Genomic DNA, 22409 nt, shown 5'->3' with positions numbered 1-22409 from the left:
CTGAATCTCAGCTAAGGTTGACCACGGCCCCTTGCTGCTGGGCGGCTGCAATAACCCCAGGCTTACATCCAGAGGGTAGCTTCAGCGTTGAATTCAACGCTGAAGCAGGCTGCTGTTGAACAGCAATACACTTCAGCGTGACATTTTTGGCTGTCCCGACTTCTACTCCTGTGTCACTTAGCCGGAGAAAGGAGCCACCGCAGGTCAGTAGAATCTCTTTCTTCGCCGATACGACGACGCTATTGTCCGAGCTGGCTACAGAAAGCTGCTGTTTGGCAAATAAATTCAAGGCATCTGACTGTGCCTGAATGTCAACTTTACCCTCTGAGGCATACATTTTGATTCCCAGTTTATGAGCAAAGAAGCTCAGCGCATTACCCACCGCCAAAGTGAATTTTTTAGCGATACTAAAATCTGCATTCTGCCCTGCAGTGATTATCATGTTTTCCCCCGCAGAGAGCTGAACGCTAGCCGGGGTTACCTGTGCAATTCCTGATGGTGCCGAAAGCAACAATGCCTGCTGCTTTAGATCGTTGAGTGTTTGATTCATTAATGCTGTCTGTTTCTCAAGATCGGCCAATTCAGCCTGAGCAGCCTGAGCGGCATGGCGCAGTCCTGAAGTGACTTCTCTCGCGGCATCAAGCTCTTTTAGCGCCGACTGCATTTCGCGCTGTTGGCCCTGCGCCTTCGCCTGACCGTCCGCCGAGATAAACAGCCCCTTCTGCGCCCGTATTGCGCCCCAGCTGTCGGTCCGCAGCTCAAAGCCCTCGCCGCGCTGTTGCTTTTCGGCATCCACTAAATGACCCAGGTTCAGCTGGCTTTTGCCGCCGTACTCGGTGCTGATCTTGATGTGCTCTTTCCCGCGCTCATCGTCGAGGCGGATTTTGTTGTTCGCCGGCGTGCGCAGCACGTTGCGCTTATAGTTGCGGATGGTGACGTGGTCACCGTGCGCCGAGTCGTGCAGCACGCCGGCGATATAGGGCCGGTCCGGGTTACCGTCCTCAAAGCCAATCGCCACCTCGGTGCCCGCCAGCAGCGGCAGGTGCAGGCCGTAAGCGTCCCCGGCGTACGGGCGGGACTGCCGCACCCACAGGCTCTCAAAGCCCGTATCCCAGCTGTCCCGGTCAAACAGCATGCTGACGCGGTAGCGGCCATCTTTGTCGATATGTCCGTAGGTGTCATTTTCCGTGGTGCTGGTGACGCGCGCCGGCAGCGTGCCGGCCATCACCGGGCGGGCGCCGGGTTCAGGGCGGAAGCTAAAATCGTCGCTGTCCGGGATGCCCTCAACGCTCACCCTGAAGTCTTCGTCACGCCGGGCGTGGCTGTGCATCGCCGTGATGACCACGCCCTGAGCAAAGACCTCCGCCACCTCATAGCCGCCGGTCACCTTCAGCACCTGACCCGGCGCGAGCACCGGACAGCTGGTGATGGCACGGGTCTGTGTCTGGCCGTTCAGGTAGCGTTCATGACGGATGCGGGCATAAAACGCACCGGACTCCGGCGCCGGGTTGCGGTCGTAAGCACTGCCGGGCGTCAGATAGTTACCGGCATAATGGTAGGCTTCACCGTAGGTGATGGTATCCCCGGCGACCGCACCGGCCTGCGCGCTCATCTCTTCCGTGGCCTGACGGTAGTTGTAATCGCCGGTCGTGACCCGCTGCTGCACCACGCGGTGGTGACTCTCCATTGCCCATACCGAGTCCGCCCCGGCCGAATGCTGCCCCGACGGCGGCACCGACGGCAGGGTCGGGCCTGCCTCATAGCCCTGCCGGCTGTCGAAGAACTCCACCACGTCAATACTGAGCCGCGTGTCGGTGGTAAAACGGAACCCGATCCCCACCTCCCCCAGCAGGCGGGTGATGAAGTGCAGATCGTCTTCACCGTACTGCATCACCTGCTCACGGCGCGGGTACTCTTTTGTCAGCGAGAACTGGAAGTCCTGACCGCGCATGCTGTGACGCTCGCGCAGGATTTTTTCCACGATCTGCGGAACGGACATGTCCTGGTAGATGGCGTTCTGATGCGAACGGTCGAGCAGCGCCAGGCGCGGCTGGAGCGTCAGGGCGTAGTGGGTTTCGTCTTTTGAGGTGCCGAAGCGCTCAAAGCCCGTCACCACGCCCTGAATCACCCGCACCGGCTGCTGTATTTTAATGCCGTAGCCCTGATCGACCGGCGCCTGCAGCGTCAGGGAGGCGGCCTTCATCAGCATCATTTCTTTGCTGATGGCATGGTCACTGCTGGTGAACTCAATGCGGTAACGGAACGGCCTGCTCAGGGCCTCATCGCCCTCAAACGCCAGCACGTCGGGCGCTGTTTCACTCTCTTTCACCGCCAGCAGGTGGTGGCTGTGGCTGAATCTTATCGGGAGATTCATGCGTTCACTCCTTGTACAGGATCAAATTCCAGCGCAATCCCCTCTTCCTCACGCCATTCCAGAGTAAGCGACTGCGGTTTCTGTTTAGCCGCCATCCGGGTCAGCAGCTGCTGGCTCAGCACCGGTAAAATCTGCTGGTTCAGCAGGCTGTCGACGTTGCGTGCACCGGTGTCCGGCAGCAGGCAGGCAGCGGTCAGGGCGTCGTACAGGCTCTCATCAATGTGCGTGGTCAGGCCGTAGTGACGATGTAAGCGCTGGCTCACCTGTGCAAGCTTCATCTGCACGATGGTGCGCATGGCGGTTTCCGTCAGAGGGCGGTAAATCACCGTCTGGAAGCGGGCCAGCAGCGCAGGCTGGAAGTGGTCGCGCAGAATCGGGCGCAGCAGTTCGTGCAGCTCGCCTTCGGTGGCGTCCGGCTGCTCATCCAGCAGCTGCATCAGGTGGTCGCTGCCGAGGTTCGAGGTCATCAGAATCACGGTGTTGCGGAAGTCGATTTCACGCCCTTCGCCGTCGCGCATAAAGCCGCGGTCGAATACCTGATAGAACAGGTTCATCACGTCGCGGTGCGCTTTCTCCACCTCATCGAGCAGCACCACGCTGTACGGACGCTTGCGCACCGCCTCAGTCAGAATGCCGCCCTGACCGTAGCCGACGTAGCCCGGCGGCGAGCCCTTCAGCTGAGAAACGGTGTGCGGCTCCTGGTATTCCGACAGGTTAATGGTGATGAGGGACTTTTCGCCGCCGTACAGCACATCGGCCAGCGCAAGCGCGGTTTCGGTTTTCCCGGTGCCGCTCGGGCCGACCAGCAGGAACACGCCCTGCGGGCCGTTCTCTGACGTCAGCCCGGTTTTGGCGGCGCGCAGACGCTGTGCGATGGCGTTCAGCGCCACCGGCTGGCCCACCACGCGCCTGCCGATTTCATCTTCCAGCGTCAGCAGGCCGGTCTGCTCATCTTTCAGCAGCGATGAGAGCGGCACGCCGGTCCAGTCGGCAATCACGTTCGCGACCGTGCGGGTGTCCACATCCACCTGAACCAGCACGTCGCCCTGCTGCGCCTGTTCCAGCTGCTGTTGCAGGCCGGCAATTTCAGCCTGCTGGCTGACGTTCTGCCGGCAGGCCATCAGCTGCTGCACCAGCGCCTTTTCCTTGCTGAACCGCTCTTCCTGCTGCTGAATACGCACGTCCAGTTCAGCCCGCTGCTGCTCAATGACAACCAGGCGGTCACCATGACGGCTGCTGCCGGCGGCGATATCGTCCAGCAGCGCCTGCTCTTCCAGTTCCAGAGCGGTCAGCTGTGCTTTCAGGCGCACAATTTGTTCTGGCACCGTGTCGAGGTTCATCCGGACGCGCGCCGCCGCCGTATCCAGCAGGTCAACGGCCTTGTCCGGCAGCTGGCGTCCTGTTAAATAACGGCGGGAAAGCGTGACAGCGGCACGGACGGCGTCATCGGTGATATGTACGTTGTGGTGTTCGGCATAGCGCGATTTCAGGCCCCTGAGCATCAGGCAGGCTGTGTCGTCATCCGGCTCGTCGACCTTCACCATCTGGAAGCGGCGTTCCAGCGCGGCATCGCGCTCAAAATACTGCTTGTATTCGCTCCAGGTCGTGGCGGCAATGGTACGCAGTTCGCCGCGCGCCAGAGCGGGTTTCAGCAGGTTGGCCGCATCCGCGCCGCCCGCCTGGTTACCGGCACCGATGATGGTGTGAGCCTCATCGATAAACAGCAGAACCGGGACCGGCGACTGCTGCACCGCATCGATGACGTTTTTCAGGCGCTGTTCAAATTCGCCTTTCACACCCGCACCCGCCTGCAGCAGACCGAGGTCGAGGGTGCGCAGTACAACAGGTTTCAGGCTTTCCGGTACGTTGCCTTCGGCAATGCGCAGCGCCAGGCCTTCGACCAGCGCGGTTTTGCCGACGCCCGGCTCACCGACCAGGATCGGGTTGTTCTTACGACGGCGCGAGAGGATGTCTACCATCTGACGGATTTCGGTGTCACGGCCAAACACCGGGTCAATCTTGCCTTCTTTCGCTTTGGCGGTGACATCGAGGGTGAATTTATCCAGCGCGTTCTGCAGCGCCGGGTTGAGCTCACCGTCTTTCAGCTCTGCCCCGACCGGACGACCAACAAACTCCACTTCACCACCATGGTTTTGTGCCAGCTCGGCTTCCTGCTGAACCTCCGGACGCTCCTCCGACTGCGCATCCAGCAGCGGACGCAGGCGCTCCAGCTGGCTCTGACCGAGCGTCAGCAGTGGCCACAGACCATCGCAGCGCACCAGCTTCGGTTTATCCGCCAGCGCCATCAGCAGATGCACGCTGCGGATATTGTCTTCACCGCTGAGTGAGGCGAGCAGCCAGGCCTGCTGCATCAGGGTCCGGGTGCTGTCCGCCAGTTGCGGGCGAGTGCGTACCGAGCGCGGCCGTGCCTCCAGCCAGCCGAGTAAATCCTGCCACAGGCCGTCCATATCCCATTCATAGCGGCGGGCCAGAACCGTGAGGTCACCTTCGCCCTGCTCCAGCAACTTCAGCAGCCAGTGCTCCGGCAGGATTTCCGCATGGGCGCGGGTCTGGCAGAGCGAAGCCGCGCCTTCCATCGCACGGGCACAGTAAGGATTGAGACGACGCAGAAGAATTGCCGGGTTTTCCATGTTCTTGAACTCGCAGTCTGAGGACCGTCAGGCACGCTACCGCCCATCGCTTTTCCTTGTCGTAAGGAACCTAAAGCGCATCAGGTCAGATTTCTCGGTTAGGGAATGTTTTTTACTCAGTACCCGCCAGGCAGATACTCAGAAAAACAGCGGAAAGGTCATCCCCCTCCGCTTAAAACGAGGATTACGCGAAAGCGTTCGCGTCGCAGGAAGGCGGCAGGCTGGTCAGCCTCCGGGAACAGAGATAACTCTGTGGCCGGAGCGGGCGAACGCAGCCAGCGCACCTGCAGCGCAAAACAGGACGCGTAATCAGGCGGTGGCGCGTTCGTTCCAGGAATCGGAATGAATGATGTTGCCGTCTTTGTAGGTCCAGGTGATTTTTTCGTAACGCAACTCGACCTGTTCCAGATGGTTGTGTTTCTCGAAGGAGGAATCTTTAATGTCGTGCATTTTCGGCGCGACTTTCACCAGCTTCACGTTTTCCAGTCGGGTGTTGAAGTACTCCACTTCCTGACCGGCGTCGTTGATTTTGTACCATTTGAACTCAGCAGATTTCAGGGTCTGACCGGTGGTCACCGCCTTATAGAGGTACGGGCTGGAGGAATCGATTTCTTTGGTGAACAGGAACGGCGTGTGGATACGGGTACCGGTCAGCTTGCCGGTGTTGTTGTCAGTCGGGATGTAAACGCGGTGATCCTGCGCAACCACTTCGATGCTGCCTTCACGATCCTGAACGTCCACAGACCCTTTGATGTCTGCGCCGCCGTCGTCTTTCAGCCAGAGATAAACAGGAATTGCCATGGTATTACTCTCCATTGTGTTGTGACGCGCCATCATCCTGCGATGGCGCCGGGTGTTTGCCGGGTATCTGACAGGCGTCGGCCTGCGGTACCAGACTGATTTCGACACGGCGGTTGAGCGCGCGCCCTTCCGGGGTGTCGTTAGTTGCGGCAGGGCGGCCTGCGCCATAGCCCTGCACGGCAAAACAGCTTTCCGGCACGTCGCCGGTGTCACGCATCCAGTCACGTACCGCTTCGGCACGTTTCAGGGACAGCGTCTGGTTCAGCTCCGGGTTACCGGTGTTGTCGGTATGCCCGCTGACCACAATCAGCCAGCCTGGCCTGGCTTTGATGCCCACCAGCGAATTGACCAGCATTTTGGTAGAGCCGGCTTTCAGGACGGACCTGCCGGAATCGAACAGCGACATGCTGTCGAGACGGACAATTTTCGGGACCGGTTCTGGTTTTGGTTGCGGTTTGGGCGGCGGTGGCGGCGGAATATACGAGCGAATGGCATCCAGCAATGGCATACGCAGGCGTTCGCCCTGATAAAGACCCAAACTCATCCGGATAGGTACGCCATTGCGTGCCCAGTTATCCAGCTGTGCGGCATCCTCACGCAGGACCCTGACGGCATCGGCTTTCGGACCGTAGTTGTCCATCCCGATACGGTCATATCGGGCAATATCAAAGCTCACACGGTGCAGCAGCTGGCGATTGTTCCAGCCACTGCTGAGCAGCGCCGCGATAGCCGCCAGGCTGAAAAGAGTCAATGCGCAGCGCCAGGTCCGGCCTCGCGGGGTTAAACCTCGACCTTCCGGTAACAGTGGCAGGACGAAATCCGGCAGTGGTGATATCACCGTACTGTCAGTGCCGACCGGCTGCCAGCCTGCCACCTGCTGCATGGCGGTGTGGCGAGACAGCCATGCTGTCCAGGCTGAAGAGGCCAGACTTCCGGCAAGAATCGGTCCCATGCCCCACAGCACTGCCGCAGGTTTAATGGCCGGAACATCAGGATTCTCATCCGTAAACACCGCATTAACGTGCTGATGAAACCAGCGCATCAGGCTGTTCATCAGCACCTGTTGCTGCATCGCGGGCGTACCACCCTGGCTGACCCATGCGGCAATCGAACCAGGCGCCGTGGACTCACGCCAGATTCTTACTCCTTCCCCGGGGATCGCCGCCTGCCAGAGCATGTCCCTCACCATTGCACTGCCGGCCTGACCATTCAGTACCAGCGGCACAGAATGGCCACTCTCCTTACGCAGCAGGCTGATTTGCCAGCGCAGGGCCAGCAGGCGGCTGGTCAGCGCTTCACTGTCTGCATGCTTCTGCGGACAGACTGTGACCATCACCGAGAGCTGACGTCCCCACTCAGGACGTTGCCACAGAAGCTGGCAGGCAACCTGCTCCAGCGCCTGGTCGTCTTCGACCCGGATCCAGCAACCCTGCGTGACATTCAGTACCGGTGACGACTGAGGCCACGCCAGCGGCAGATCGCCACAAACCAGGACCACCGGCTGGCGGTATGTCGCTTCCGGGAGCCCCTCCAGAGGCAGGATCTCCTCATCCTGGACACGACGGCGGACGGCGAATCCGATCGCCGCAATCAACCCGATTACCGCCAGCAGAATCAGCACAGCAGCCAGTCGGGAAACCGGCAGAAAGCCCAGACAGACGCCCGCGCTGAGCAGGAGCGCCCACAGCGCAAGACCACGCTGTTGTGCAGGACTCATTTCACGGCTCCCGGCAGCAGTGTCGACAGCATCTGATCGAGCCAGTGGTTCAGCCCCCACCACAGGGCGATAAGCACAATCACACTCAGCCCTATACGCATCGGCCATGACGAGAGCCAGCCGCCCATCCGCCAGCCGACAGGGCTTTCCGCCAGCACCGGCTGGGTCTGGGGATAGCTGAAGGGTGTGACATGTTCATTAAGCGCGCTGACAAGTTTCTGACGTGCCGGATCGTCCAGAGACTGGAAGTTGCCGAGGAATCCCAGCATCATCACCCGCTGGAAGCAGGTAATGACGGCCAGATCAGGTGCCGGTTCACGCAACACGTCACGCATCCGGTCACACAGCGTGTCACCTGCGTCCATGGTGCCGAGGAAATGTCCCTGCAGCGGAATGTCATACCACTGGACGCAGGCATCATCTTCCACGCCGCGGCCTTTTACTGTCTCATCCAGCAATGCACACTGTGCGGTGAGAATATGCAGGCAATGGGTTTCATCGAGTCCACTCGCTTTCAGGACACGCTGCACCTCTTCAACATCGGCGATGCAGCGTTCCCACAGCTTTCGCCCTTCCCCTTCCTGAAACTGCGGGCCATGGCGCAGGCTGATAACCTGCAACCAGGTATTTTGCAGCAAGGCATCGATATCAATGGATGCGGCGGTACCGCTTTTATGCTCACTCATGTTCTTAGTACCGCAAAGAGTTCAAGCTCAGGCTCGCCGAGCATGCCCGGCACGTAAAACATACAGGTACCGCTCTGAAGCATTTCCGTCGCCAGGGGATGAGAGACATCGAGGCTGAAATATTGATTTTCCAGACGTAACGGAATGGCGGCAGGAACATGACGCAGCGGCGTCAGTGGCACCCCTACCCGTGAAGAATTGACGATGCCCCGGACATGATCCGGGCTGCCCACCTTGCACTGGCGCGGGAACTGCTCCTGCAACTGGGCCACAGGCATGGGGGATCGCACGGAGAGATAGTAATCGGCCCCTTCACGCAGGCGCGGGTCATGCAAACGGGCCTGCCAGAAGTGGAGACGGGGATCATTTTCCAGCTCGATTGACACCACGCGCGAGGGCAGACTGGCTTCCAGCAGATCGCCCAGTAAGTCAAACAGCGGCGGAAACACAGCATTCAGCTGCTCGTGCTGCCAGGCCGGAATAGCGCTCACCTGATGCTCCAGTGAAAAGGTCAGCAGGCTACCCGCCAGGCGGGCCAGTTCCGGATACAAGCGCTCCGGCGGGCTTTGCAGATTGCGCTGAAACTGTCCCAGCACCGGTTCTGCGCTGTTCAGGGCATTAAGCAGCCAGAACAGGGAAACATCGGCCACGGCAAAATCGGCCATCCGCTCGTTACTTTCACGGCGCATCGCCATCAGGCGGCTCAGCCGGGCGCGCAGCTGAGTCATCAGCTGTTCAAGCTGAGTGACCAGCCAGCGGCTGCCCTGAAGGGTAAGCAGTGGAGGCAGAAACGCTTCATCCAGTCTCCAGCTGCCCTGCGAATCCTGCTGCAGTCGGGCAACCGGACAGGTCAGATAGTCGCTGTTGTTCTGATGGGAAAAACGCAGGCTCAGCTCCGGCTGCATTACGGCAATCTGGCGGATATCTTCGCCAAAAGTATTGCGGACATCCCGCCAGCGCTGGCGAAAACGCACCGGCCGTTCGGCCACCTCATCAGGTTTCAGGCAGTTCCCCCCGTTCGCCCGCATCAGCGGGAGCGCCAGCAATACCACTGCATTATGCGATTCGCTCTCAAGCGACAGCGCCGGTGGCAGGGCGTCAGCATTGTCAGTGTCAATCAGCGTGCCGTCCCGAAAACGGATGTGCAGATGACGGGCCTGCAGGCGGCCCAGTTTCAGTGCCTCCGGTTCGAACGTGGCTTCAATCATTCCCCAGGGATGGGAAAGGCCCAACTGGGCGATGCATTCCACAGACCAGGCCGCATACGCGGCCTGTTGCTGGAAGTGCTGGGGAGAGACCATCTGGCCCCTGCCCCATAACGGTTGTTCCGTTTTCATCGGCTTCCTGCCTTACTTTACGCTTTCGCCTTCGGCATCTGGGAAACCAGCGACAGATTGACGTCCATCCCTTCCACCTGGAAATGCGGCACGGCATAGAGTTTCACGCGGAAGAAGCCCGGGTTGTCTTCGATATCTTCCACCGTCACTTTCGCGTCGCGCAGCGGATGCGAAGCCTGCAGGTCGTCGCCTGGATCGGTCATCTCCGTCACCAGCCCGCGCACCCAGGTATTGAGCTCCAGCTCAAGCAGGCGGCGATCTTTAGTGGTGCCGATATTTTCACGCTGGATCAGTTTCAGGTAATGAGCGATACGTGACAGCAGGAAAATGTACGGCAGACGCGCGTTGATGCGGCTGTTAGCCGTCGCGTCAGCGGTGTCGTACAGGGCCGGTTTCTGGGCGGAGTTAGCCGAGAAGAAGCAGGCGTAGTCGCGGTTTTTGTAGTACGACAGCGGGATAAAGCCCAGGCTGGCAAATTCGAACTCGCGGGTTTCCGGGATCATCACCTCTGACGGAATTTTCACCTGATTACCGGTGCCCAGGTCATAGAGATGAATCGGCAGATCCCGTACCGCGCCACCGGCCTGCGGACCACGGATTTGCACGCACCAGCCGTTGCTGATAAAGCTCTGCACCATGTTGGCCGCAAAGGCGAAGGCGGCGCTGGTCCAGAGGTATTTGTCGTGATCCGGGCCTTTGACCTGCTCAACATAGTTGAAGCTGCGCACCGGCACGGTGTCCGGGCCATACGGCAGGCGACCCAGCACGCGCGGCATCACCAGGCCGATATAGCGGGAGTCATCGGTTTCACGAAAAGATTTCCACTTGATGTACTCGGCGCGATCGAAGTAGCTGCCGATGTCTTTAATCGCCGCCACTTCTTCCATTGCATCCTTGAGGAAGAATTTCGGACCGGCAGCGCCGATAAACGGCATATGCGCCGCGGCGGAGACTTTCGAAATATTGCGCAGCAGCGCGACATCCTGGGCTGACGCATCAAATTCATAGGCAGAAATCAGGGCGGCAATCGGCTCACCACCGGGGCTGTCATACTCAGCCGTATAGGTGTGCTGGTATAATCCGCTCTGAATAATCTCCGGCGCGTCTTCGAAATCCTGACGCAGGTGATCTTTCGACAGATCAAGCAGCTCGATTTTAACGTTCTGCCGGAAATCGGTTTTATCGACCAGCGACTTCAGCCCGCGCCAGGTACTTTCTGTCTGCTGAAAAGCCTCATGATGCATCACCGCGTCCAGCTGACGGCTGATCTGGTAATCCAGCCCGGCGATATGGTGGTCAATCAGCGTCTTGTCCAGCTTTTCGACTTTTGAACCCGACTTCTTCAGGCACTCCAGAAAGACCTGCATGCCGGCCGTCAGGCGCTCATCGGCCGTGGCATCAGACATTGCCTGCGCATCCTGCCAGATATCCAGCGCGCTCAGCTCAGAGACCGGATTAAGGTTGATTTTTTCAAACAGAGACGCGTAAACCCCGCCCGCTGACGGACGTTCCAGCACAACGCTTTCGCCACCCGCGCCATTTTGATTTTGTACAGACATGAGCATTCCTTGGTTAATCCGTTATTACTCGTGAGGGTTAAGGCTGTTTGGGTGCCAGCGCCGACAGCTCGCTACGCAGTTCAGCGCTGAGCGCCGGGTCGATCAGGATTTTTTCCAGCTCTTTGCGGAAGGCCTGGTTATCCAGCAGGTTGGCTTTGAGGTCGCGCAGCAGGTTGCGCATGGCCAGCATCGCTTTAAGCTGCGGGATTTGGCGGGCGACCTGCTCGGGTTCGAAGTCTTTCATCTGCGTGAACGACAGGCTGACGTTCTCTTCGCTGCCGTCACCGGCCAGGGTGTTTTCTACAGCGAGGTTTACCGACGGGGCAAATTCAGCCATGACGCTGTCAAAGTTGTTTTTGTTGACGTTGATTTTTTCGCGTTCAGACAGCGGACGCTGTTCTGCACCGTTGCTGTAATCCCCCACCACCATCAGCTTGAGGGGCAGTTCGACTTTCTTCTGCGCGCCACCGGTGTGTACGCTGAGCTGGATGTTAACGCGGGCTTTGGGGATCTCGGACTGATAGGAGTTAGACATGGCTATCCCTGTTCTATGCATTAATAGAAATGGTCAATGCCAGCATGAAATTATCAGAAAGGCTTACCCTGCCAGAACGGCATTCCTGCTTACGTTGTCCGACGTAAAGCAAAAACGGGGGCGTCAAAAGCGAGTGTAATCCCTTCACCAGCGAGCATGACACAGTTTTTCTAGCAATAATCCGAAAGATTAATTTTCAGACAAAGAGCTATTGCCGCGAGTGTAAAAACATTTACATGAACAGGGGAAATTAATATTTGTAACAAAATAATACGAAACCTTGATTTTATCTGAATTAACCATCTTCATGATAAATAAGAAATTTCTTAATATTTCCCTGCAAAGCCTGTGGGATAAGGATTGCGGCGAAGCGAGATTTTCATTTACCGGACAAAATTGAGGGAAAAAACGCCCTCATAGGAAATCAAAAATTTTTTTTGAAAGATGACAGGCTGTACATAAGTGAAGATGAATTGCCTGAATTATTTCATCAGACCGTCCTTCAGATAGTGACTTTTATATCGGACAGGCTTTAACTTCAGACCAGGAATTAACGTTTTAACCTTCAATATATAAACATTATTTATAGAGAACTTTTAACGCGGCTGTATCATGAATAGGAAAATGAGGATGCTAAGCCAGACTCATTGATCAAAAAGTCGTTTAATCCGGATTATTTTTTAGAATCTTTTAGCTGTTACAGGCCAGATTTTAACGAAAACAGCCGCAAAATGCCGCCCGTTCATAGCTTTCTGTTTCAGGCTGGTGATCCTTCCGATCTTAATCCGATGAAAACGACGGCATTAGCGGCGGGATGAGTTAAAGGTGATGTGATAGAGCGAACGCGCTGACAGCGTGCCGCCCGACGGCGGCACGCCCTGATCTCACCGACTCAGAAGAAGCCAAGCGGTTCAATGCTGTAACTGATCAGCAGATTTTTGGTTTGCTGATAGTGATCGAGCATCATTTTGTGGGTTTCACGACCAATACCCGATTTTTTATAGCCTCCGAAGGCAGCATGTGCCGGATAGAGGTGATAGCAGTTGGTCCAGACCCGCCCGGCTTTGATCGCCCGGCCCACGCGATAGGCGCGGTTGATGTCACGTGTCCAGACACCGGCACCCAGGCCGTAAATCGAGTCGTTGGCGATGCTGACTGCTTCGGCCTCATCTTTGAAGGTGGTAATGCCAATCACCGGGCCAAAAATCTCTTCCTGGAACACCCGCATGCTGTTGTTACCCTTGAGTAAGGTCGGCTGGATGTAGTAACCACTGGCGAGCGTGTCGTCCAGCTTCTCCACACCACCGCCCACCAGCACTTCTGCGCCTTCCTGCCGGGCAACCTCAAGATAAGAGAGAATCTTATCGAACTGCTGCTGTGACGCCTGCGCGCCGACCATCGTTTCGGTGTCGAGCGGATCGCCACGCTTGATGGTTTTAACCCGTTTCATCACCGCTGCCATGAACGGCTCGTAGATGGACTCCTGCACCAGTGCCCGCGATGGACAGGTACAGACTTCGCCCTGGTTAAGGAAACCCAGCACCACCCCTTCCGCGGCTTTCTCTATAAAGCTCTCTTCCGCCTGCATGATGTCTTCAAAGAAGATATTGGGGGATTTGCCGCCCAGCTCAACCGTTGACGGGATCAGGCTTTTCGCCGCCAGTTCCAGAATATGGCCGCCGGTCGCGGTCGATCCGGTAAAGGCGACTTTGGCGATCCCCGGATGGGACGCCAGCGCTTCACCCGCCTCTTTACCGAAACCGTGCACCACGTTCAATACGCCGGGCGGCAGTAAATCTTTAATCAGATCGACAAACAGGGTGATCGACAGCGGCGTCTGCTCTGCCGGTTTCAGCACTACGCAGTTTCCGGCACCTAACGCAGGTGCCAGCTTCCACGCAGCCATCAGCAGCGGGAAATTCCACGGAATAATTTGCGCCACCACACCCAGCGGCTCATGGAAATGATACGCCGCGGTAAATTCATCAATCTCCGCCGCGCTGCCCTCCTGCGCCCGCACGCAGCCAGCGAAATAACGGAAGTGATCGACCGCCAGCGGCAAATCGGCGGCCAGCGTTTCCCGCACCGGTTTACCGTTATCCCAGGTCTCGTTCACCGCCATATATTCCAGATTCTGCTCCAGCCGGTCGGCGATTTTCAGTAGCAGTAACGATCGCTGCTGCGGTGACGTTTTTCCCCAGGCATCTGCTGCTGCTGCCGCGGCAGCGACCGCATTATCGACATCAGCGCGGTCCGAACGCGGAAACTCGCCTGCTACTGAGCCATTTACCGGCGAGGTATTGGTGAAGTAGTTGCCCTTCACTGGCGCGACAAATTCACCATTAATGAAGTTGCCATAATTCTTTTGTAGCGTGATCAGAGAACCCTGTTCTCCTGGCGCGGCGTAACGCATGGTCATTCTCCTTACAGGTGACGAGATGCAACAATGATGAAACTTATTATTAACATGAATGATCATTGCCAGCCTGTCAGATCTGTCGCCCGGAAACTGTGACCGCCCCGAAGGAAAACCCGCATGGGTTGCTGCTACAGATAATTCCGACTTTTCCCGGTTGCGCTTATAAATAAGAAACTTGTCAGCCTGAAGGGGTCAATATGAGGAAGAATTCACACGGGAGGTAAGCATGCTGGCTTCGGCTTTCACCCTGATGCGCGCTAAAGCAAACTTCGTGCATCAGTTCATCCGCAATCCGCGCAAGATGGGCAGCATTACGCCTTCATCCGATGCGCTGTGCCGCACAATGATCGCGTCGGTGGAATGGAATACTCAGCTGCGTATCGCCGAGCTTGGCGGAGGAGACGGTGTGTTAACCCGTCGGTTACTGGAACGAATGGCACCGGACGCCACGCTGGATGTGTTTGAGATCAGCAGTATGCTGGCGGAGAAGCTCAACGCACTGGACGATGACCGTATGACCGTCCGCACCTGTTCAGCGGAGTACCTCAACGGGCAGTATGATGCGATCTTCTCCGGTCTGCCGCTGTTGTCACTGCCGCCCGCGCTGCGTGAGGCGATTCTGCGCGCAGTCTACAATGCGCTGGGTCCCAACGGGGTGTTTGTACAGTTTCAATACACTTCTCTGACCCAGCCTGACCTGTCACGCTACTTTACCTGGGAGCGGCAGCGGGTGCTGAAAAACGTGCCGCCCGCCTGGGTTTATCGTTGTACCCGCCACTACGCGCCCTGAGCCTGCTCAACTGACGGGCGCGCCTGTTGCCAGAAAGCGGTTAACAGTGCACGCGCCCAGTCTTTTCCCTCCATCACAGCAGCCACATCGCTGCTGTCGTCCGGCAGACAGGCGCGCATGATGGATGACGAAAATTCGGGATGAAACTGCACTGACAGCGCCTGAGGTGAATAGCGAATGATCTGGCAGCCGTCACGCTCAGAAGCGGCTAATACCTGAGCCTGCGGCGGCGGCGTCAGCACCGACTGTCGATGCGACAGCCAGGCGCTAAAGGTCGACGGTACTCCCCGCAGCAGCGGGTCGCGCTGCGCCTGTGCGCCGCAGGTGACCGGCAACAGACCGCGTTCCCAGCCATTCGGGTTATCCGCCACCTCGCCGCCCAGCGCATACGCCATCAGCTGATGACCGTAGCAGACCCCCAGCAACGGCAATGACGCCTCGATGGCCGCTCTGATCCATGCCGCGCTGCGTTCGCTCCAGTCGGCATGATCGGTGACCATCGCCCACGAGCCACTGAGGATCGCCGCAGAGATCTGATCGAAGGCGGGCAGCGCCTCGCCCAGATGCGGACGGACGATCAGATACTCATCAGGCTGTAAATTTAACGCGTCAATAAACCAGCGCGGTTGTTCACCAATCTGCGCGACGACGTGAGCGGGCGGGACTTCGAGCTGAATTAATGCAATGGGCAAGGCGGGCGTGTGGGTCATACCGAATCGGGTCCTGTTCCAGAGAGGCGTTTCGGAAAATCAGTCTGACAGCAACGCGCAAAAAAGTCTTATGATTTTATTTTCCCCTCTGCGACAGAAAATTTCTTAGCGCTGCTGCCAGGAATGCCGCAGTTCGTGCCATCATTAGCGGGCTAAGCAAAAAAAGTTAAGGATATTATTGTGGCGGTGCGGCATTTCTTTCTGGTCCTGATGGTGGTGTGTATCTGGGCCTTCAACAACGTAGCGGTAAAATGGGGCTTGCTTGAGCTTCCGCCGCTGTTCCTGACCTTTATGCGTTTTGTGGTGGTCGCCATTGTGCTGGTGCCGTTTTGCCGCATCACCCGACAGCAACTGCCCTGGCTGTTGCTGCTGGCGTTCACTTTCGGCTTTATGCACTTCTCGCTATTGTTTGTCGGAATGCGCTATACCGATGCCGGCACCGGCGCGATTGTGGTCCAGCTCGGCACGCCGATCGCCATGCTGCTGGCGATGGTGGTGCTAAAAGAGAAACTGAAGCTGGTGCAACTGGTGGGCATTATGATCTCGCTGAGCGGCGTGGTGGTGCTCTCCGGCAGCCCGACCATTCCCACCTGGTGGGTGCTGTGTCTGCTGTTGTGCAGCGCAACCGGCTGGGCGGTAAGCAACCTGATAGTTAAAAAATCGCCATCGATTAAGCCACTGACCATGACCGGCTGGATCGCCTTTCTGGCGATTCCGATAGTCGGTGCCGCCAGCCTGATAATGGAGTCAAACCAGCTCTATGCCCTGAGTCATGCCGGCTGGCACGGCTGGTTCGCCATCCTCTACAGCGCCATCGCTTCGTCGATCGTCGCCTATACGCTGTGGTATATGCTGCTGAAGAAATATAACGTCAACCTGATTATGCCCTACTCGCTGCTGACCCCGGTGCTGTCGGTACTGATGGGGATCGTGGTGCTGGGCGACAGCCTTAACAGCTTCAAAATCATCGGCGCCTCGCTGGTGATACTCGGTACGGCGATTGCGGTGATTAATCTGCGTAATCTGCGGATGCATGCCCGCTTTCCGCGTCTGCGGCGACGTTAATCACGCGTGCTATGCTTGAATGATTGTCACTCGTCAGGAGCACAGCAGATGGAGCATCAGCTCGCCACGTCCCTCTGGCAGCAGATGTGGCAGGGATTGCGTGGCAACGCCGCCGCACACCCATTACCCACCTTTGTCGATCATGCCAGTTTTCCCGCCGCCTTTGCCGTCAGTGAACTGGCGGCCACCAGCATCGGCCTTGCCACCCAGGCCGCTGCCGACCTGATCAATGCCAGCCGGCCAGTTGAAGTGAATGTCCGGCTGGCGTCGCGCTGGTTCCGGCACAGTTTTATGCCGCTCAACCGGCCTGCTCCCGCGCTGTGGGACGCTTTCGCCGGCGATTACGCCAGTCGCGATGGCTGGGTCCGCCTGCACACCAATGCTGCCCATCACCGCCAGGCGATGGAGCAGGTGCTCGGCCAGCATCCCGATCGCGCCGCACTGGCCCGCGAGGTGCAGCGCTGGCAGGCTGCTGAGCTGGAGCAGGCGATCATTGATGCCGGCGGTTGTGCCGCAGAGATGCGCAGCAGCGCGGCCTGGCAGCAGCATCCGCAGGGCCAGGCGATAGCGCAGGAGCCGCTGTTCGCCTGGCAGCGTACCGATCAGGCCGCCGCGCCCGACTGGCCGTTACCGTCGGCGCGCCCGCTGCTCGGTGTCCGGGTACTGGATCTGACCCGGATTATTGCCGGTCCGGTCGCCACCCGCTTTCTGGCCAGCCTCGGTGCTCATGTGCTGCGCATCGATCCGCCTGGCTGGCAGGAACCGTCGCTGGATGAGGAGATCACCTGTGGTAAGCGCCGTGCGGTCCTGAATCTCAGACAGGCCAGCGATCGGGAGCAGTTCATCCGTTTACTGCGTGAGGCCGACGTACTGGTGCACGGTTACCGGGCCGATGCGCTGGAGCAACTGGGCTTTGATGCCGGAACCCGTCGGGCGCTGGCTCCGGGCCTGGTCGATGTCAGCCTGAATGCCTGGGGCTGGCAGGGTCCGTGGCGCAACCGGCGCGGCTTCGACAGTCTGGTTCAGATGGGCTGTGGTATTGCCGAACAGGGGATGCAGTGGCAGCAGAGTGATAAACCGACGCCATTGCCAGTGCAGGCGCTGGATCATGCCACCGGTTATCTGCTGGCGGCGGCGGTACTTGAGGGATTACGGCAGCGGCGCACTGACGGGCATGGCAGCCAGGTGCGGCTGTCACTGGCGCGTACCGCCTGGCTGTTGCAGCAGCATCCTGCTACGCCGGGCACTGTACAGTCCGGCATCACGCCGAAAACAGAGGATAACCTGCCCTTTTTTGAGTTCACGCCCTGGGGGCTGGGCGTAAGACTGCGCGCGCCATCCTGGCTGCCCGGCACCGCGCAATGCTGTGCGACACCGGGCTGTCTGCCGGGTACGCACCCGGCATCATGGTAAATCAGGCATCCTGCTGCGGTTCAGCGCTGTCGAGCAGTTCATTGTACATCGCCTGAATCGCCTCACGGCTCAGCGCAGCCAGCGTACGATAAAATGCAGTGGTGGCATGCGCCTCAACCTTCCCGAGGAAAGTGCCGCACCACGGCAGCAGATACTCTTCAAACAGCGCCAGCTGGGCGCTGCTCTCATCTTCCGCAGACTGATCTTCCAGCCACGACGCCGCCAGCAGCAGCACGCCAAAGTGATCGGCAGGCGCATCGCTCAGCGGCATACCACGCGAAGTCAGAAAAGCACGCACCTCCGGCTCCGTTTTACCTTCGGGCCACTGCGACGCATACGGCGATACCTTACAGTCGCTGCCGACAAACAGCGCATTGTAATCGGCGGCCAGCGCCTGCGGATCGCTGTTCTGTTGCAGGCGGGTCAGCAGTTCGTCCTGCTCCAGCGGCCACTGCGCCTGCAGTTTGCCCTCACGCAGCAGCGTAAACAGCGGCACCAGCAGCGGGTCCTGCGGCTGACGATTGTACAGTGAGCCGAGCACGCGGCACAGAATGGAAAACTCATTCATGAGTCAGATTTCCTTGAGGCAAAGTAAATTAAAAGTCAGCCAGTTCAGCAATCGATTTGCCGGTGCGCTGTTCGAGGAAGTCGAGCAGACGCCGCGGCGTGACATTTAACACCCGATCCTCCGGAAAATCCACTTCGCGGGTGATGCGCAGGCAGTGCTCAAAATGGCCGAGCGTAAAGGCGGTATGGGAATCAGAGCCAAAAGCCAGTCGTCCGCCCGCATCCCGTACCGCCTCGGCGATCGCCCGGCAGTTGGGTTCGCTGCCTGGACGAGAGTGGGTAAACGAGGAGTTATTGATCTCCAGCGCCACATCGTAGTGGGCCGCCGCCTCGGCAATCGCCGTGATATCCACCGGGAATTTCGGGTTACCCGGATGGCTGATGATATGCACCAGTCCACCCGCCATCGCCGCAATCATCGCATCGGTGTGGTGCTTTCTGTCGCGCGGCGCGTAGACCGGCTCATGAAAGCCCGCCACGATCAGATCCAGCGCATCCAGCATCGGGCCGGAACAGTCAATCTCGCCCTGCTGGTTTTTTATATTGGCCTCAATACCGCGCAGAATCCCGACGCCATCAATCACTCGCGGCCAGATGCGCATATTAATAAAGTGCCAGTAGTGTGGCGCGTCGGCCATATCAGGGCCGTGATCGGTAATGGCAAACAGTTTCATCCCCGTTTGCTTTGCCTGAGTGACGTAATCGTGCAGCGTACTGTAGGCGTGGGTACTGGCGATGGTATGCATATGCAGATCTACCGGATACATCATCTTCTCCTGCTGATAGCCCCTGACTGAACAGGGTAATTAGTAGCCACGCTGTCGATCGACCCGCCCCTGCGGTATTTCTCCCGCCTGATGCTGGTCAATCGCCCGGGCAATGTAGTCAATAGCTTCGTCGATTAAGGTTACCGCCGCATTATGCGGCGTCAGGGTCACGCGAGGATGAGACCAGAGCGGATGCGATTCCGGCAACGGTTCAACCTGAAACACATCCAGCGCGGCGGCTTTTAGCTGACCGCTGTTGAGCGCCGCCAGTAAGTCCGCTTCCACCACCTGCGCACCGCGCGCGATATTAAGGAAGAAAGCGCCGTGCGGCAGCTGCTGGAAAAAATCGTGATTGATTAAGTTGATGGTTTCCGCCGTGCTGGGCAGCAGGTTGATTAACACCCGCGTGCCCTGCAGAAAATCGTGCAGCGACTCAGGGCCGGCAAAGCTGGTGACGCCGGCGATCTGCTTCGGCGAACGGCTCCAGACGCGGACCGGAAAGCCCCAGGGTTTCAGCGCTTCTGCCACGCTCCGTCCCAGCACGCCCGCGCCGAGGATGCCAATAGTAAAGCTGTCGCGCGGATAAGCGGGCAGCGGCTGCCAGCAGTGCTGCTGTTGCTGCAACCGATAGTCGTCAAAGCGCCGGAACCAGCTCAGCACGCTGTGGACCGCATACTCCTGCATCTGCCGCGCCATGCCGGTATCTTCCAGCCGGAACAGCGGTACCTCCTCCGGTAACATGTCCGGATACTGCTGCAGCTGCTTCAGAATTTCATCCACACCGGCACCCAGCGCAAATACCCCGCGCAGCCCGCTGCGTCCCCGCAGCATCTCCGCCGGCGGGGAGCGCACCAGCGCGTAATCGGCCGGGCCATCATCGCCCGGTTGCCAGGCACGGACCCGCGCCTGCGGCAGGCGCTGTTGTAAACCGTTAATCCATGTCGCCGCAGATTGCGACGGGTGATACCAGATGATCTCCATCCTGCTCTCCTTTTTTTCTTTCAGCGTCAGGGAAAACCGGCATCAGGGCAAGTAAAAAGCGGCGGGAAAAAGCGCTTTTTTTAGCAAAAATAATTCCCGTGGCTTCACAATTCCGGACCGCTTCAGGGTGAAGTGGCCAGATAAGGTCTAAAGTTGGTCCTGTGGTCAATGCGTTACGCGCGGCCGCGTTTCGGACAAGGAGAAAAACCGATGACAAAAATTGAGGTAAACGCCACTGAACGGCGTCAGCGTTATGTCCCCCTTCTGCTCACACTGCTGCTAAGCGTGCCGGCCTTCACGGTTCACGCCGACGACACGTCGCGCATGTTGAATAATCAGCCGCAGCCGCCGGATGTCCGTTTAGGGCCACTGTTTAATGCTGTACAGCAAGCGAAGTTCTATCCCGATCAAAAAACCTTTGCCGATGCCCTGCCTAAATACGATCCGGCCTCGATCCTCGCCGACTGGCAGATGCAGAAAAAACAGCGCAACTTTGATCTGAAACGCTTTGTTGACGCCAACTTCACCCTGCCCGCCGCGGGCGATAAGTATGTGCCGCCTGCCGGGCAGAATCTGCGTGACCACATTGACGGCTTATGGCCGGTGCTGACCCGCACCGCCAGCAGCGCCGGTCAGTATGATTCGCTGCTGCCGTTGCCAAAACCTTATGTGGTGCCGGGCGGCCGTTTCCGTGAAGTCTATTACTGGGACAGTTACTTCACGATGCTCGGCCTGGCCGAAAGCGGCCACTGGGATAAAGTACAGGATATGGTGGATAACTTCGCCTCGCTGCTTGATCGTTATGGTCACATTCCCAACGGCAACCGCAGCTACTATCTGAGCCGTTCGCAGCCGCCATTCTTCAGCCTGATGGTGGACCTGCTGGCGAGCCATGATAACGGCAAAGCCTATACCCGTTATCTGCCACAGCTGCAGAAAGAGTATGACTACTGGATGGCCGACAGCGACAAACTGGCCGCCGGCTCAGCCAGCAAGCGGGCGATCAAACTCAGCGATGGCACACTGCTGAACCGCTACTGGGATGCCCGCGATGTGCCGCGTACCGAGTCGTGGATGGATGATGTCACCACCGCGAAGAAGGCACCACAGCGTGACAAGGCTGAGGTCTATCGCGAACTGCGTTCGGGTGCGGCGTCCGGCTGGGATTTCAGCTCCCGCTGGTTCACTGATGCCCATAATCTGGCCACTATCCGTACCACCCAACTGGCGCCGGTCGATCTCAACAGCCTGATGTTCCATCTGGAGCAGACGCTGTCGAAAGGCTATCAGATGAATAATCAGGATGATCTGGCGAAGCAGTTTGCCGACCGCGCAGAGAAGCGCCAGGCCGCAATTAATCGCTACCTGTGGAATGACAAACAGGGCTGGTACGCCGATTACGACTGGCAGAAAAAACAGGTGCATCCGCAGCTGACCGCCGCCACGCTGTTCCCGCTCTACCTGCGGGTCGCCAGCGATAAGCAGGCGGAAAGCACCGCCAGCGCGGTGGAAAAACAGCTGCTGAAACCGGGCGGGCTGGTGACGACTACGGTCAACAACGGCCAGCAATGGGATGCCCCGAACGGCTGGGCGCCGCTGCAATGGGTCGCCGTGGAAGGTCTGGAGCACTACAACCAGCCGAAACTGGCGAAAGAGGTCGGGCTGCGGTTCCTGCAGAACGTGCAGAACACCTACGATCGCGAGCATAAGCTGGTAGAGAAATATGTGGTGGAAGGCAAGAATCTCGGCGGCGGTGGCGGCGGTGAATATCCGCTGCAGGACGGCTTTGGCTGGACCAACGGCGTTACCCTGAAACTGCTGGATAAATATTGCCCGAAAGATAAAACCTGTAACAGCGCCCACGATATTCCCCAGGCGTCTGCGTCTCAACCCTGACCTTATCCGGAGACCGCCGGCCTGGCTGGCGGTCTCTGCCCGCGCGTTTTAACGAAATTTACTTGACGTTCTTCAATTGGCAGGCAAAATTGCAGCGAACTTACAAACGGTAATAGTTCTCACTCTGATAATGAGAACGCT

At 58.3% G+C, this 22409-nt stretch carries 17 protein-coding genes; 4 read left to right on the top strand and 13 right to left on the bottom strand.

Annotated elements, in window-relative coordinates; translation table 11 throughout:
• Positions 1-7: 7 nt before the first annotated feature.
• The 9 genes from ACX3P5_RS07260 to exaC form a co-directional block, all read right to left on the bottom strand.
• Positions 8-2374: a type VI secretion system Vgr family protein gene (locus ACX3P5_RS07260; protein WP_458968477.1), complete on the bottom strand. Its 2367-nt coding sequence runs from the start codon at positions 2372-2374 to the stop codon at positions 8-10.
• Positions 2371-5025, bottom strand: a complete 2655-nt coding sequence (gene tssH / locus ACX3P5_RS07255; RefSeq protein WP_458968476.1) for a type VI secretion system ATPase TssH — start codon at positions 5023-5025, stop codon at positions 2371-2373. The genes ACX3P5_RS07260 and tssH overlap by 4 nt, the downstream gene beginning before the upstream one ends.
• A 309-nt stretch (positions 5026-5334) precedes the next feature.
• Positions 5335-5826: an Hcp family type VI secretion system effector gene (locus ACX3P5_RS07250; protein WP_233984552.1), complete on the bottom strand. Its 492-nt coding sequence runs from the start codon at positions 5824-5826 to the stop codon at positions 5335-5337.
• Positions 5827-5830: 4 nt separating this feature from the next.
• Positions 5831-7543, bottom strand: coding sequence for an OmpA family protein (locus tag ACX3P5_RS07245; RefSeq protein ID WP_458968475.1), 1713 nt, complete (start codon positions 7541-7543; stop codon positions 5831-5833).
• Positions 7540-8229 carry a type VI secretion system protein TssL, short form gene (gene tssL / locus ACX3P5_RS07240; RefSeq protein ID WP_233984554.1) on the bottom strand — a complete coding sequence of 230 codons (690 nt, stop codon included), beginning with the start codon at positions 8227-8229 and terminating at the stop codon, positions 7540-7542. The genes ACX3P5_RS07245 and tssL overlap by 4 nt, the downstream gene beginning before the upstream one ends.
• A complete protein-coding gene (tssK, locus tag ACX3P5_RS07235) occupies positions 8226-9566 on the bottom strand; it encodes a type VI secretion system baseplate subunit TssK (RefSeq protein ID WP_458968474.1) in 1341 nt (446 codons plus the stop codon). The genes tssL and tssK overlap by 4 nt, the downstream gene beginning before the upstream one ends.
• 17 nt (positions 9567-9583) lie before the next feature.
• Positions 9584-11131: a type VI secretion system contractile sheath large subunit gene (gene tssC, locus ACX3P5_RS07230; RefSeq protein WP_233984556.1), complete on the bottom strand. Its 1548-nt coding sequence runs from the start codon at positions 11129-11131 to the stop codon at positions 9584-9586.
• A gap of 31 nt (positions 11132-11162) precedes the next feature.
• A complete protein-coding gene (gene tssB, locus ACX3P5_RS07225) occupies positions 11163-11660 on the bottom strand; it encodes a type VI secretion system contractile sheath small subunit (RefSeq protein ID WP_233984557.1) in 498 nt (165 codons plus the stop codon).
• Positions 11661-12552: 892 nt separating this feature from the next.
• Positions 12553-14073: an acetaldehyde dehydrogenase ExaC gene (exaC, locus tag ACX3P5_RS07220; RefSeq protein ID WP_336755043.1), complete on the bottom strand. Its 1521-nt coding sequence runs from the start codon at positions 14071-14073 to the stop codon at positions 12553-12555.
• A gap of 232 nt (positions 14074-14305) precedes the next feature.
• Here exaC and ACX3P5_RS07215 point away from each other — a divergent pair, with 232 nt between their 5' ends.
• Positions 14306-14869 (top strand): class I SAM-dependent methyltransferase, encoded by a 564-nt coding sequence (locus tag ACX3P5_RS07215; protein WP_233984559.1) that lies wholly within the window; start codon positions 14306-14308, stop codon positions 14867-14869.
• Here the strand turns inward: ACX3P5_RS07215 and ACX3P5_RS07210 are convergent.
• Entirely contained in the window at positions 14857-15579 is a 723-nt protein-coding gene (locus ACX3P5_RS07210; RefSeq protein WP_233984560.1) for a glutamine amidotransferase, read from the bottom strand. The genes ACX3P5_RS07215 and ACX3P5_RS07210 overlap by 13 nt on opposite strands.
• Positions 15580-15759: 180 nt before the next feature.
• Here ACX3P5_RS07210 and ACX3P5_RS07205 point away from each other — a divergent pair, with 180 nt between their 5' ends.
• Both ACX3P5_RS07205 and ACX3P5_RS07200 read left to right on the top strand, forming a co-directional pair.
• Positions 15760-16644, top strand: coding sequence for a DMT family transporter (locus tag ACX3P5_RS07205; RefSeq protein ID WP_233984561.1), 885 nt, complete (start codon positions 15760-15762; stop codon positions 16642-16644).
• A 48-nt stretch (positions 16645-16692) separates the two neighbouring features.
• Positions 16693-18057, top strand: a complete 1365-nt coding sequence (locus ACX3P5_RS07200) for a CoA transferase (protein WP_458968473.1) — start codon at positions 16693-16695, stop codon at positions 18055-18057.
• Position 18058: 1 nt separating this feature from the next.
• Here ACX3P5_RS07200 and ACX3P5_RS07195 read toward each other — a convergent pair whose 3' ends face one another.
• Genes ACX3P5_RS07195 through ghrA form a run of 3 tightly spaced genes read right to left on the bottom strand, consistent with a single transcriptional unit; the run spans position 18059 to position 20372 of the window.
• Positions 18059-18625: a TorD/DmsD family molecular chaperone gene (locus ACX3P5_RS07195; protein ID WP_336755039.1), complete on the bottom strand. Its 567-nt coding sequence runs from the start codon at positions 18623-18625 to the stop codon at positions 18059-18061.
• 28 nt (positions 18626-18653) lie between these two features.
• A complete protein-coding gene (locus tag ACX3P5_RS07190; protein WP_233988192.1) occupies positions 18654-19391 on the bottom strand; it encodes a phosphatase in 738 nt (245 codons plus the stop codon).
• 39 nt (positions 19392-19430) lie between these two features.
• Positions 19431-20372, bottom strand: a complete 942-nt coding sequence (gene ghrA / locus ACX3P5_RS07185) for a glyoxylate/hydroxypyruvate reductase GhrA (RefSeq protein WP_336755037.1) — start codon at positions 20370-20372, stop codon at positions 19431-19433.
• Positions 20373-20582: 210 nt separating this feature from the next.
• Here ghrA and treA point away from each other — a divergent pair, with 210 nt between their 5' ends.
• Entirely contained in the window at positions 20583-22268 is a 1686-nt protein-coding gene (gene treA, locus ACX3P5_RS07180) for an alpha,alpha-trehalase TreA (protein WP_458968472.1), read from the top strand.
• Positions 22269-22409 lie beyond the last annotated feature (141 nt).

It is taken from the genome of Pantoea sp. S-LA4, from assembly GCF_054482835.1.
Note: the sequence above shows the minus strand (reverse complement) of the source record. Positions and strands in the feature narration are given on the sequence as shown.